The organism is Janthinobacterium kumbetense, assembly GCF_023703445.1.
Taxonomy (GTDB): domain Bacteria; phylum Pseudomonadota; class Gammaproteobacteria; order Burkholderiales; family Burkholderiaceae_D; genus Janthinobacterium; species Janthinobacterium kumbetense.
In genome coordinates this window covers 182,795-196,506 of sequence record NZ_JAMQGR010000003.1, presented here as the reverse complement: position 1 = coordinate 196,506, position 13,712 = coordinate 182,795, and the positions used below count along the sequence as shown (strand labels likewise).

12 protein-coding genes are annotated in these 13,712 nt (G+C 60.3%); 2 read left to right on the top strand and 10 right to left on the bottom strand.

The genetic code is table 11. From position 1 onward, the window contains the following. The first annotated feature begins 3 nt into the window (after positions 1-3). Positions 4-663, top strand: a complete 660-nt coding sequence (locus NCG91_RS11760) for a DUF642 domain-containing protein (RefSeq protein ID WP_099665284.1) — start codon at positions 4-6, stop codon at positions 661-663. A gap of 256 nt (positions 664-919) precedes the next feature. Further along, positions 920-1,369, top strand: a complete 450-nt coding sequence (locus NCG91_RS11755) for a hypothetical protein (RefSeq protein ID WP_035825219.1) — start codon at positions 920-922, stop codon at positions 1,367-1,369. 391 nt (positions 1,370-1,760) lie between these two features. Here NCG91_RS11755 and NCG91_RS11750 read toward each other — a convergent pair whose 3' ends face one another. From NCG91_RS11750 to infB, 10 genes are all read right to left on the bottom strand, one after another. After that, positions 1,761-2,144 carry a hypothetical protein gene (locus tag NCG91_RS11750; protein ID WP_077400334.1) on the bottom strand — a complete coding sequence of 128 codons (384 nt, stop codon included), beginning with the start codon at positions 2,142-2,144 and terminating at the stop codon, positions 1,761-1,763. A gap of 162 nt (positions 2,145-2,306) precedes the next feature. Next, positions 2,307-2,879 carry a hypothetical protein gene (locus NCG91_RS11745; RefSeq protein ID WP_251349824.1) on the bottom strand — a complete coding sequence of 191 codons (573 nt, stop codon included), beginning with the start codon at positions 2,877-2,879 and terminating at the stop codon, positions 2,307-2,309. A gap of 167 nt (positions 2,880-3,046) precedes the next feature. Continuing rightward, a complete protein-coding gene (locus NCG91_RS11740) occupies positions 3,047-3,394 on the bottom strand; it encodes an energy transducer TonB (RefSeq protein ID WP_251349823.1) in 348 nt (115 codons plus the stop codon). A gap of 60 nt (positions 3,395-3,454) precedes the next feature. Next, positions 3,455-5,215, bottom strand: a complete 1,761-nt coding sequence (locus NCG91_RS11735; RefSeq protein WP_251349822.1) for a methyl-accepting chemotaxis protein — start codon at positions 5,213-5,215, stop codon at positions 3,455-3,457. 520 nt (positions 5,216-5,735) lie between these two features. Continuing rightward, positions 5,736-6,200 (bottom strand): hypothetical protein, encoded by a 465-nt coding sequence (locus NCG91_RS11730; protein ID WP_251349821.1) that lies wholly within the window; start codon positions 6,198-6,200, stop codon positions 5,736-5,738. Next, positions 6,200-7,195: a tRNA dihydrouridine(20/20a) synthase DusA gene (gene dusA / locus NCG91_RS11725; RefSeq protein WP_251349820.1), complete on the bottom strand. Its 996-nt coding sequence runs from the start codon at positions 7,193-7,195 to the stop codon at positions 6,200-6,202. The genes NCG91_RS11730 and dusA overlap by 1 nt, the downstream gene beginning before the upstream one ends. Before the next feature lie 117 nt (positions 7,196-7,312). Beyond that, the gene (gene typA, locus NCG91_RS11720) at positions 7,313-9,145 is read right to left on the bottom strand and encodes a translational GTPase TypA (RefSeq protein WP_076569139.1); all 1,833 of its coding nucleotides are present in this window, start codon (positions 9,143-9,145) and stop codon (positions 7,313-7,315) included. 207 nt (positions 9,146-9,352) lie between these two features. Beyond that, positions 9,353-10,288, bottom strand: coding sequence for a tRNA pseudouridine(55) synthase TruB (gene truB, locus NCG91_RS11715; RefSeq protein WP_099665289.1), 936 nt, complete (start codon positions 10,286-10,288; stop codon positions 9,353-9,355). Between the two features lie 2 nt (positions 10,289-10,290). Further along, positions 10,291-10,707: a 30S ribosome-binding factor RbfA gene (gene rbfA, locus NCG91_RS11710; RefSeq protein ID WP_099665290.1), complete on the bottom strand. Its 417-nt coding sequence runs from the start codon at positions 10,705-10,707 to the stop codon at positions 10,291-10,293. A gap of 114 nt (positions 10,708-10,821) precedes the next feature. Next, positions 10,822-13,680, bottom strand: coding sequence for a translation initiation factor IF-2 (gene infB, locus NCG91_RS11705; RefSeq protein WP_251349819.1), 2,859 nt, complete (start codon positions 13,678-13,680; stop codon positions 10,822-10,824). Positions 13,681-13,712 lie beyond the last annotated feature (32 nt).

Genomic DNA, 13,712 nt, shown 5'->3' with positions numbered 1-13,712 from the left:
CACATGAAAATGCCTGCTACCCTCTTCAAGATCGCCGCACTGGCCTCCCTGATCACTGCCGGCGGCGCCAACGCCGCGACCGAACTGGTCGTCAACGGCAGCTTCGAAAGCAATGCCATCACCACCCCATTCGCACAATTGAGCGCCGTGACGGGCTGGACCTCATCCGTCAGCGGCAATACGGCCTTTGAAATCCAGAAGGGCGCCACGCAAGGCGGCCAGAGCGGCTTCAACCCCGTCGCTGCCGCCGGCACGCAATACCTGGAACTCAACGCCGAGCGCCTGACGTCCGTGTCGCAATCGCTCGCCACCACGGCCGGCGGCACGTATGCGCTGTCGTTTGCCTACTCGGGCCGCCCGAATACGCCAGGCGGCGCAAGCAGCCTGATGAACGTCTACTGGGGTTCGACCCTGCTGACGCCAACGGCCCTGGTCGGCAATACCACCGGCGTGTGGCAAACCTACAGCCAGAACGTCACCGCGCTCGGTTCGTCCACCTTGCTGCGTTTCGAATCGATCGGCCCGGCCTCCGCGCCAACCTATGGTTCCTACCTGGACAACGTCTCGGTGACGACGGCCGTGCCGGAACCGGAAAGCTACGCCATGATGCTGCTGGGCCTGGGCTTGCTGGGTTTCATGGCACGCCGCAAGACTGCCGCCTGAGTCTGAAGTCGTCGTGCAACAGCCGCTCCGCCACCAGGCCGGGCGGCTTTTTTTATGGCCCAAACGGAAGCATAATTCCCAGGAAATGTTGCCAAAAAGAATTAAATTGACGCTACAATAGCGGGGTATCAAGCAATGCCAAGCATCGCTCCGCCAGGGCCACTACCCCGCCCTGATCATCAGCACGCATTTTTTGAACAGGATGACTGGCGCTGCCGGGCCCGATCGCGCTCCCGGCACGGCCACCACACGCACCATGTCTGCAGAAAAAACCATTACCGAAACGAGTTCCTACGGCAAGGAAACGCCCGTGGGACGTCCCGACATCGATGGCCGCGCCGGCATTTTCGTGCCCACGGCGGAATTTGACATCGACAACACCACCACCATCCGCAAGGGCGCGGGCATTGTCGGCTTCGGCAACCTCGATGGCACCCTGACCGTGTATTTCGAAGCGAACCGCTTCGACGAAAGCAATCTGCACAAATGGGAACACAAGGCGCGCAAGGCGTATGACCGCATGGTCATGGGCGCGCCCACGGTGTCGAAGGCGAAAATCGATGCGCGCATGCTGGAACAGGTCGGCATCATCGATGGCATGGGCATCAATCTCAAGCATCCGGAACGCCTGACGCACTGGCTGGCGATCTCGAACGTGCCGGACACGGCGCCGGAAGAGCCTGTAGTGCGCTGGAAAAACCGCTAAACGGCCGGAGAGCGAGACGGGGCGCCAGGGACGAGGTGTTGTCCTACATCGTGGCGGACGTTCATCCGATGCCCAAAGGCATCGAGTCATCCTATGATGAAAGCCTGACCACACCTCACACTACTCAGGAGTACGACATGTCCCGCCTCATCCCGATCAGCTTTGGCGCCTTGCAAATAGGTCTGGCAGCGGCGGCGATGTACATCCTGTGCTCGGCGGACGTGCTGCACCAGAGTTCCGTGTATTTCCACTGAGCTCATATTACGTCACAACTCTCACCAAATTGTAGCGAGCGGCAGTGAGTCGTGGGGGAGAAGCGCAGCTGTACTTTAGTACAGCGAGCATCGCAGCCCGCGAATCGCGACGCGCAGTAAATTTGGTGGGATGTTGACTAGCGGCGGCCGTAATAACGTCCGTGCCCGCCCCAGCCACCGCGGTGTCCACCGTAGCGCCCAAAGCCAAACACGAAGTCCAGCCCGATCGATACGGGGGGATTGTAATAATACGGTTGCGGCGCGTACACGGGCGCCGGCACATACACGGGCTGTTGCACGTACACCGGTTGCTGCTGCACATACACGGGTTCATTCGTGTATTCCACGCGCGGCGCGCTCACCACGCGCGATGACTGCACCGGCTCGGACGAGACCGTATGCCATTCATAGGGATTGTAAGCCCCCTGTGGCGCGCGCGAACCGTAATACGCGGGACCAGGCGGCGCCACGACGCAGCCCCCCAGGGCGGCCAGCGAAATTACTGCCAACAGGGTTTTCATTGCAATTCTCCTCGGGTACCAATACTGGTGTACTACCTTAATTAAGTACTATAAGAAATTACGCCGCGCTTTGCTGTGCTTTTACCGATTGTTACACCCCGACGCACGCCGCAACATGAAGTGTCGCAAAGCCGCCACAAACAGCGCGCGCGGCATGTTTCCTCAAATAAACGGTATCGCGCAAGTATCGATGGCCTTGCCGGCCGCATCGTAGCGCTGCACGCACACTTGGTAGCGCACGCCGTAATCGAGCTCCACCTGCTCGACCTTTCCATACTTCAATTTCCAGCTAGGCTGCACCTGTTGCCGGCCAGCCAGCGCTGCCACATCCTGCGGAATCGCCATCGCCGTCTGCGTTTCGCCCTGGCGCGCATCCTGGCGCCGCGCCACGTCGATAGCCACGTTCACGGCCAGGTCGACGCCGCCGTCCGCATACTGCAAAGCGGGCGCGCCGCGCTGCGCCCGCATCACGCCCCAGGCGCAAGGCTTGCCGCCCGCCTCGCATTGCTTCAGCTGCGCCAGCGGAAAATACTCAGGGGCAATCTTGCCGTCCTTGATGGGCCAGCTGGTACGCACGCCGTCGCGCTTGCCCGTCAGGGGATTGTCCCAGCTCAGGCTATTGACGACGGCCACGGTCTGCCCCGCCTGCAAGCCCACGGGCGTACCCAGCGAGGCGCAGGCGGAAAGCAGCATGCCGCTGGCGGCGAGAAGGGAAAGTGTCAGGATGCGCTGCATGGTAGGCCTCTTGTGGTGGGAGATCCCGAAGGTATGTTTCGAGGGTAACAGAATCGGCGGCGACAGTGCCGTTGGCTGGCGCACATAACACTACGGGCGGCACCCTTGCAGGCGCCGCCCGTAGCGGAAAACTCATGCCGGGAGCCAGGCTCCCGGCAATAGGTGGATCAGTCCAGCTTCCAGGCGTAGTCGACCTTGGTCCAGGTCTGCGCTGCGGCGCCATCCTTGGTGCCCGGCTTGAACTTGCACGCGGACAGGGCCTTGATGGCGGCCTTGTCCAGGTTCTTGAAGCCGCTGCTCTTCTCGACTTTCGAATCGGCAACGCTACCATCGGCATTGACCAGGAAGGACATCGTCACGGTGCCCTGCTCTTCGTTCATCAACGAAGCTTTCGGATAGTCGGCCTTGCAGTTCTTGGCATCGAACGACGCCGGCACCTCGGCAGCGAAAGCTACGGAAGAAACGGACACCAGCAAGGCTGCTGCAACACTCATCAAACGCTTATTCTCAAACATGTGCTTCCCCATGATTATCAGATACGGTAATTACAACTTCCTGTGCGCTGTTGGCCGCGCTTAAAACTCTTCCCACTCGTCATTGCTGCCGGCGCTTGCCGCCTTGCGCGGTGCCGGAGCAGCCACGGGAGCTGCCGCTTCCGCCTTGCGTGCCAGCGATTTCACCGGACGCAATGCGGGCGCCGGCTTGCGCGCGGCAACGGGCGCAGCCACAGCCGCCACGGGGGCCGGCACATACGCTGCCGGCTTTTCTTCGCCTTCGACCAGTTTGAAGATGCTGACCACGTGGGCCAGTTCGGCCGCCTGGTCTTGCAAGCTTTGCGCCGCGGCGGCGGCCTGCTCCACCAGGGCCGCATTTTGCTGCGTCATGCCATCCATCTCGATGATCGACAGGTTGACCTGTTCGATGCCGGCGCTTTGTTCCTGGCTGGCACTGGCGATCTCGCTCATGATGTCGGTGACGCGGCGCACGCTGTCGACCACTTCGCCCATCGTCACGCCAGCCTGACCCACCAGACGCGTACCGCGTTCCGTCTTCTCGGCCGAATCGTCGATGAGGATCTTGATTTCTTTCGCGGCGCCAGCGGAGCGCTGGGCCAGGTTGCGCACTTCCGACGCCACCACGGCAAAGCCGCGGCCTTGTTCGCCGGCGCGTGCCGCTTCCACGGCCGCGTTCAGCGCCAGGATGTTGGTCTGGAAGGCGATGCCATCGATCACGCCGATGATGTCGACAATTTTCTTCGCCGATTCATTGATCGAACTCATGGTGTCAACCACTTGCGACACCACGGAGCCGCCCTTCAGGGCCACGTCCGAGGCGGTGGCAGCCAGCTTGTTGGCTTCCCGCGCATTGTCCGCATTCTGTTTCACGGTCGAGGTCAGCTCTTCCATGGCCGACGCCGTTTTCTCCAGCGCGCTGGCCTGCATTTCCGTGCGCGACGACAGGTCGATATTGCCGTCGGCAATTTCACGCGACGCCGTGCCGATGGTTTCCGTGCCGACACGTACCTGGCCGACGATGCCCACCAGGCTGTTGCGCATTTCCTTCATTTCCGCCAGCAGGCTGGAATTGTCCGATGGCTGCGTGTGGATGCCGATCGACAGGTCGCCATTGGCGATGCTGCCGGCGATCGATGCCGTGTAGTCAGGTTCGCCGCCCAGCTGTTTCAGCAAGCCGCGGGTGATCACCAGTGCCGCCGCCACGCCCATCGCCACGGCCAGCACGCCGAGGATGATCATGAACAGGCGCGCGCTGTCGAAGGCCTTGCGGGCGTCCGATTGCATCTGCTCATTGAGCTTGTCTTCCAGCACGGCCAGTTGCTCCAGCGCTTCCATCCATTTTTTCTGTACCGGGCGGATTTCCTTGATCATCACGCGCGTGGCGCCTTCCGCATCGTTGGCCATCCACAGCGCGGACGCCTTGGCGATGGCCGGCATGGCGGCGGCTTCGTATTCCTTGATCGAGGTCAGCAGGGCTTTTTCTTCAGAAGTCGACTCGACGGCGAATTTCTCTTCGAGCTTCTTCTGCGTTTCCTGATAGGTGGTCGTTTGCGTCTTGATACGCGCCATTTCCGGCTCCATATCGCTCGCGTCGGTCATCAGGGTCAGGATGCGCAGCGAGGTGATGCGGTCGCTGACGTTGCCACGCATGTCGATCACCAGGCGGGTGACGACGTTGTTGACATTGATCACGTGATCGAGACGTTCCTGGATTTGCGCCATGCGCGCGATGCCGAGGACGGTCACGGCCACCAGCAGAACCAGTACCAGGGCGAAACCCAGGCCCAGGCGGGTACCAACCTTCATTTTTGCTAAATTCATTTCGGCTCTTCGTAAATGAAACTATTGATAAGGATTTTTGCCCGGCACGACAAGACGAAGGCTGCGCAACACCGGCATCCGCCCTTACCCATTGGTATGCTGGCGGTATCCGGCCGCACGCAGCCTGGGGTACTTCCTGATCTACAACAGCCCTGAAAACCCCCAGTGACTGCGAATGCAAATTTGTTCCACAAACTGAATTTTTGACGCAGATGATGTGAGATCAACATCAAACATTCATATGAGAAATATTTGTCTATAATCAATTATAGGTGTAAATTTTGCCTCAAAGCAAGCAATAAGTACCTGAATAAATGGCTGATTAACTTTCTTCGGGGAAATGGCAACAACGCCGTTTCTTGCCCCATAGAAATGCCCCACGACAGTGCGGCCGTGCGCCGAAACAGCGCATTTACAACACATGGCATAGCCATATGACATCGTTTCGGAAGTGGTATTCAGAGGAGGGGGTGGTGCGGACAATACCAGTGCGCCGGGGCACCGGTATAGACAAGTTTGCTCAGCGGTCCCAGCTGCAATGCATCACATAGGCGTGACGCTCTGTACCAAAGACAAAGACGCTCCAGATGGCGCCCAATTGAGCGGTCAGGCTGCGCTGACCGGACGATACCAGTTGATACCAGCGGGGCGCACTGCCCAGCAGTACGGCCAGTTCGCTCTCGAAACCATCGAACAGGCGCGCATCGAGCGGCTGGCGGTCGGCCTCGCTCGCCGGGTGCAAGCGCTCGAGCAGCCACTGGCGCGGCGTGCACAGGACGCCGCTGCACACCACGCTCTCGATGGGCTGCAGGCGCATGCCGTCCGGTGCGATCTCCAGCGCGCGGCACAGCGCGTCGAACGCCGCCTGCGGTGCCACGGGGCCCAGACAGGAGCATGCGAAAAGGCTGCCATCGTCCTTCAGCGCGCTGACGGCTTGCAGGTAGCCGTCAATCTGGCGCGCAAGACCATGGCAATCGCCGCTCATCAGGCAGGCAACGACAGGCGCGCCGCCGCTTCCAGCAGCAAACGGGGGTCGCCCGAAGCCAGCTTCTTCGAATCGGACAAGGTCTGGCGGAAGCCGCGCGCACCGGGCAGGTTTTGCATCAGGCCCAGCATGTGGCGCGTGACGCTGTTCAGCTTCAAGCGCCCCGCTTCTTTCTCCAGCTGCGCACTAATATAAGGAATCATCGCTTCGAGCACCTGTTCGCGCGTTTTGACGGGAGCGTCGTCGCCGTAATAGCGCTGGTCGAACTGCGCCATCACGTACGGGTTGTGATACGCCTCGCGGCCCAGCATCACGCCGTCGAGGTGCTGCAGGTGCAGGTCGATTTCCTCGAGCGTCTTGATGCCGCCGTTGATAATGAACTCGAATTGCGGAAAATCACGCTTCAAACGGTAGGCATAGTCATACTTAAGGGGCGGCACTTCACGGTTTTCCTTCGGACTCAGCCCTTTCAGGATGGCGTTACGCGCATGCACGATAAACGTCTTGCAGCCGGCGTCGGCCACGGTGCCGACGAAGTCGCGCACGAAGTCGTACGATTCGCTGTCGTCGATGCCGATGCGGTGCTTCACCGTGACGTCGATATCGACCACGTCGCGCATGGCTTTCACGCAATCAGCCACCAGTTGCGGCTCGGCCATCAGGCAGGCGCCGAACGCGCCCTTTTGCACGCGCTCGGACGGGCAGCCGCAGTTCAGGTTGACTTCATCGTAGCCCCACTGCTGGCCCAGCTTGGCGCTGGTTGCCAGATCCGTCGGGTCGCTGCCGCCCAGCTGCAGCGCCACCGGATGCTCTTCTTCGTTGAAGCGCAGATGGCGCTCCACGTCGCCGTACACGAGCGCGCCCGTCGTCACCATCTCGGTATAGAGCCAGGTGTGGCGCGTGATTTCGCGGTGGAACTTGCGGCAATGGCGGTCGGTCCAGTCCATCATCGGGGCAACGGACAGGCGGCGGGAAGGCAAAGAAGAGGAAGTCATGGTGTCTACAAAAAACAGGAGCTGCAAATGACAAACCCGCTGCGCGCCTCACCAGTGACGGTGACGCGGCGCAGCGGGCCGGAGCGGCATGGCCCGCAGGCCATGCTCTACAACAAATTACGAATCACGCGACGCTTTTTTACGCTCGTGCTCTTTCAGGAAGCGCTTGCGCAGACGGATCGATTTAGGGGTGATTTCCACCAGTTCGTCGTCCTCGATGAATTCGACTGCGTATTCCAGCGACATCTGAATAGGTGGTACCAGGCGCACCGCTTCGTCGGTACCCGACGAACGCACGTTGGTCAGCTGCTTGCCCTTGATCGGGTTGACGACCAGATCGTTGTCGCGCGAGTGGATACCGATGACCATGCCTTCGTAGACCGGGTCATTGTGCGACACGAACATGCGGCCGCGGTCTTGCAGTTTCCAGATGGCGTAAGCAACAGCGGCGCCGTCGTCTTGCGAGATCAGCACGCCGTTACGACGGCCAGCCATTTCGCCACGGGTGTTGTCGACTGGCGCGTATTCATGGAATACGTGGCTCATCAGGCCGGTGCCGCGGGTCAGGGTCATGAATTCGCCCTGGAAGCCGATCAGGCCACGCGCCGGGATCAGGTACTCGAGACGCACGCGGCCCTTGCCATCCGATTCCATGTTTTGCAGGTCGCCACGACGACGGCCCAGTTCTTCCATGACGCCGCCCTGGTTGGCTTCTTCCACGTCGACCGACAGGTTTTCAAACGGCTCGTGGCGCACGCCATCGACCATTTTGAAGACCACGCGTGGACGCGAAACGGCCAGCTCGAAGCCTTCGCGACGCATGTTTTCGATCAGAATCGTCAGGTGCAGCTCGCCGCGGCCCGATACTTCAAAGATCGTGTCGTCGTCGGTTGGTGCCACGCGCAGAGCAACGTTGGCTTTCAATTCTTTTTCCAGACGGTCACGCAGTTGACGCGAGGTAACGAACTTGCCTTCGCGGCCAGCCAGTGGCGAGTTGTTGACCATGAAGTTCATGGTCAGGGTCGGCTCGTCGACGGTCAGCATAGGCAGCGCTTCTGGGGTGTCCACTGCGCACAGGGTCGAACCGATGCCGATTTCGTCGATACCGTTGATCAGGCAGATGTCGCCGGCGACGGCTTCGTCCACCAGCACGCGCTCCAGGCCCTTGAAGTTCAGCACCTGGTTGATGCGGCCCTTGATCGGGGTAGCGCCTGGGCCATTGATGACCAGCACGTCTTGACCGACTTTGACGGTACCGCGGTTGACGCGGCCAATGCCGATCTTGCCGACGTACGACGAGTAGTCCAGCGAGGTGATCTGCATTTGCAGCGGGCCTTCCGGATTGTCGTCACGTACTGGAACGTGTTCCAGGATGGCGTCGAACATCGGCTTCATGTCGCCGCCGCGCACGTCTTCGGTCAGGCCGGCATAGCCGTTCAAGCCCGAAGCGTAAACGATAGGGAAGTCCAGTTGTTCGTCGGTAGCGCCCAGCTTGTCGAACAGTTCGAACGTCTGGTTGATGGCCCAGTCCGGACGTGCGCCTGGACGGTCGATCTTGTTGACGATAACGATAGGCTTCAGACCCAGTGCCAGCGCCTTGCGCGTGACGAAACGGGTTTGCGGCATCGGGCCTTCTTGTGCATCGATCAGCAGCAGAACCGAGTCCACCATCGACAGAACACGTTCCACTTCGCCGCCGAAGTCGGCGTGGCCTGGGGTGTCGACGATGTTGATGTGGGTGCCTTCGTACTCAACGGCGCAGTTCTTCGACAGAATCGTAATGCCGCGCTCCTTTTCCAGGTCGTTCGAGTCCATGACTCGGGTGTCGACCGCTTGGTTTTCACGGAAGGTGCCGGACTGGCGCAGCAGCTGATCCACCAGCGTGGTTTTGCCGTGGTCAACGTGGGCGATAATGGCGATATTACGAATTGCGCGTTTTGTATTTGACATGGTCGTAGTAGTTACTGAAAAACTGCGGAGTGCGTACAAGATGTACGAGATACCCGAATGCTAATCTATTTCCGGAACCGCGTAGTATAGCATGTTGCGTTGCAACGCTATCTAAAAATGCTGGCGGCTCCCGCAGTCGGGGACGGTTTGTTTAAAAAAGCGACACTGTTTAACGAGTGTCGCTGGGTAATATGACGTTGCTGTGACTTATTGATGCGCCGTGGCAATCAAGCGCTCCGGCGCCAGGATGCTGTATTCCTGCAACTGGCCCGTGCCCAGCAGCTTGCTGTCGTGATACACGCGCACCCTGCCCGGCTCGGCCGGCACGGCGACGTCTTCCTTGCCCAGCGCGATGCGCTGGCCATGCAGGAAACGCTTGGCCAATTCTTCCGTCAGCTGGACGGCGGGAAAGCTCGACAATAATGCATCGACGGGCGCCAGCAAGCTCAACGGTTCGGCATGCGCCGTCAATTCATCGAGCGTGACGACGCCGTCAAGGGTCAGGTTGCCCACCTGCGTGCGGCGCAAGGCGTTCAAATGGCCGCCGCAACCCAAGGCATGGCCGATGTCTTCGCCCAGCACGCGGATATACGTGCCCTTGCTGCACATCACGGACAATTTCAGGAACGGGGCTTCGTAGCCGAGGAACTCGAGCTTGTGGATGGTCACCGGGCGCGCTTCGCGCTCCAGGGTGATGCCGGCCCTTGCATACTCATATAAGGGCTTGCCGTCCCTTTTCAAGGCCGAGTACATGGGCGGCGTCTGCAGGATCGGCCCGCGGAACTGCGCCAGCACGGCTTCGATCTGCTCTTCGGTGACGTTGACGTCGCGCGTTTCCAGCACTTCGCCCTCGGTATCGCCCGTATCCGTCGTCTGCCCCAGGTGCACCAGGGTTTCGTAGGTCTTATCGGCTTCCAGCAAGTCCTGCGAGAACTTCGTCGCCTCGCCAAAGCATAGCGGCAACAGGCCCGTGGCGAACGGATCCAGCGTGCCCGTATGGCCCGCCTTCTTCGCGTTCAGCACGCGCTTGGCCTTGATCAGGGCGTCGTTGCTGGACCAGCCGACAGGCTTATCCAGCAGCAAGACGCCATCGACCAGGTCGCGCACCCGCTTGATGCCCGGTGGTTTCTTCGGACCCGCCACTGTTATTGCTCGTCCGTCTCGGGTTTCGCGTCCGGCTCGGCGTCGGCCGCGCGCGTGGCGTTGGCCTTGTCGATCAGCAAGGACATTTCCATGCCGCGCGAGGTCGAGCTGTCGTGCACGAAATGCAACATCGGCAAGGTGTGGATGTGCAGGCGCTTGCCCAGCAAGCCACGGATGAAGCCGGCCGCGGCCATCAAGCCTTCGGTGGTGTTCTTGATGGCTTCCTTGCTGTCTTTCAACATCGTGAAAAACACCTTGGCGTGCGCGTAATCGGGCGTGATCTGCACTTCGGTGATGGTGATCATCGTGCCGACGCGCGGGTCTTTCAATTCGTAGGCGACGATTTCTGCCAGATCGCGCTGGATCTGGTCGGCCACGCGCAAGCCGCGCGCTGGCATGGTTTTGCTATGTTTAGCCATGATTTTATGCTGTCCTAAGTGCCGCAGGGCGCATGGGTCAAACGGTTGCCCGTTGACCAATGCGCCCCACGTGTTTGCGCGGACAAAGATATGTCCGCGCCATTACTGCTGTGATTACAGGGTACGAGCGATTTCCTGGACTTCGAACACTTCCAGCGTGTCGCCAACCTGAATGTCGTTGTAGTTCTTCAGCGACAGGCCGCACTCCAGACCGGAGCGAACTTCTTTCGCATCGTCCTTGAAGCGTTTCAGGGAGTCGATCTCGCCGCTCCACACCACGATGTTGTTGCGCAACAGGCGGACGGAAGAAGCACGCTTGACCACGCCATCGGTGACCAGGCAACCGGCAATCGCGCCCACTTTCGAGACCAGGATAACCTGGCGGATCTCGACCTGGCCGATGACCGTTTCGCGTTTCTCTGGTGCCAACATGCCCGACAACGCCGATTTGATCTCGTCGATCGCATCGTAAATGATGTTGTAGTAGCGAATGTCCACGCCATTCGACTCGGCCAGCTTGCGTGCCTGGGCATCAGCACGGGCGTTGAAGCCGATGATGACCGCTTTCGAGGCGACTGCCAGGTTGACGTCCGATTCCGTGATGCCGCCGACGGCAGCGTGTACCACTTGTACGCGCACTTCGGAGGTCGACAGCTTCTGCAGCGAACCGACCAGCGCTTCTTGCGAACCTTGCACGTCGGTTTTGATGATCAATGGCAAGTTTTTCACTTCGCCTTCGGCCATCTGGTCGAACATGTTTTCCAGTTTCGCAGCTTGCTGTTTCGCCAGTTTCACGTCGCGGAACTTACCTTGACGGAACAGACCGATTTCACGCGCCTTGCGCTCGTCAGCCATGACGACGACTTCTTCACCGGCAACCGGCACTTCCGTCAGGCCCTGGATTTCGACCGGAATCGAAGGACCCGCTTCAGCGATGGCTTTGCCGTTCTCGTCCAGCATGGCGCGAACACGGCCATACGAAGAGCCAGCCAGGATCACGTCGCCGCGGCGCAAGGTACCGGACTGCACCAGGATCGTCGCGACAGGACCACGGCCCTTGTCCAGACGCGCCTCGACTACCAGGCCGCGCGCAGGCGCTTCGACCGGTGCCGTCAATTCCAGCACTTCGGCTTGCAACAGCACTTGTTCCAGCAGGTCGTCGATACCCTGACCCGTTTTTGCCGACACCGGCACGAATGGCGATTCGCCACCGTATTCTTCCGGCACGACTTGTTCGGCGACCAGTTCCTGCGTCACGCGGTCAACGTTGCCGCCTGGTTTGTCGACCTTGTTGATCGCCACGACCAGCGGTACGCCGGCTGCTTTCGCATGGGCAATCGCTTCTTTCGTTTGCGGCATCACGCCATCGTCGGCGGCAACCACCAGAATGACGATGTCGGTTGCCTTGGCGCCACGGGCACGCATTGCGGTAAACGCTTCGTGACCCGGGGTGTCGAGGAAGGTGATCATGCCGCGTGGCGTATCGACGTGGTAAGCGCCGATATGCTGCGTAATGCCACCCGCTTCGCCGGAAGCAACCTTGGCGCGACGAATATAGTCCAGCAGCGAGGTCTTGCCGTGGTCGACGTGACCCATGACGGTGACCACCGGTGCGCGTGGCTTGGTTTCGAAGTGCGCGTGTTCGCCCACATCGGCCAGCAGCGCTTCCGGATCGTCCAGTTCGGCGGCGAACGCCTTGTGGCCCATTTCTTCCACCAAAATCATGGCGGTTTCCTGGTCCAGCACCTGGTTGATCGTGCACATCTGGCCCAATTTCATCAAATGCTTGATGACTTCGGATGCCTTGACGGACATTTTGTGCGCCAATTCGGCCACGGTGATCGTTTCCGGTACGTGCACGTCCTTGACGACGGCTTCCGTAGGCGCCTGGAAGTTCGATTCACGGTCGTCATGGTGCGTCGGGCGACGGCCCTTCGCGCCACCGCGCCAGCTGTCACGGCCGCCTGGGCCGCTGTTGCCGCGTGGTTTAGGACCACCGGTGGTGCCGCGTTTTTTCGCGTCATCGGACCAGGTGGACGACACATTCGCCGACTTGATGGATTTCTTATCTGCAACAGCAGGCTTCTTGTCGCCCGGCTTGTCGCCAGGTTTCTTGTCAGCAGGCTTGTGCAGCGTGCCTTCCGGCGCCTTCGGCTTGACCGGTACCGGTGCAGGCTCAGGAGCCTTGATGGCGCGACGTGGCGCGTTCATCATGGCCTTGATCTGGGCGACTTCGTCGGCTACGGCCTTGCGTGCACGCTCGGTGGCTTCCGCTTTGTCAGCGGCTTCCTTGGCGGCAACAGCAGCGGCGGCGGCTTTCTTCTTCGCTTCTTCAGCGGCAGCAGCTTTTTTCGCTTCGGCGGCGGCATCGTCAACGACAGGCGCAGCGGCGCTGGCGGCAGGAGCAGCGGCAGCCTTGGCGGCCGCTTTCTTCGCTTCCGCTTCAGCTTCTTTCTTCGCAGCCAATTCAGCCTGTTGCGTGGCTTTCGCCTGGGCTTCTTTTTCCGCGTCGAGCTTGGCCAGACGTTCTTGCTTTTCGCGCAGATCGGCTTCCTGACGGGCGATCAGTTCAGCCTGTTTACGGGCTTCTTCTTCACGGCGCGCCACGTCGGCGGGATCGATCACCGGTGCGGCAGGCGCGACCGGTTCAGCTGCGACCGGCGCAGCTTCGTCACGCTGGACGAAAGTGCGTTTCTTGCGCACTTCCACCTGGATGGTGCGCGATTTGCCGGTGGCGTCAGCTTGCTTGATTTCAGTCGTTTCCTTGCGGGTCACGGTGATTTTCTTCTTTTCTGTGTCAGCCGCTGCGCCGTGTGTGCGGCGCAGATGATCCAAAAGCTTGTCCTTATCATCTTTCGACAATGGATCTGACGTCGAACTTTTCTCGACGCCGGCAGAACGCAGCTGCGTCAGCAGCAAATCTGCAGGCATCTTCAGTTCGGTGGCAAATTGGGCTACGTTGTTACTCGCCATTCAGTCCTCTTTTCTATGTGTCGCGGAGATGA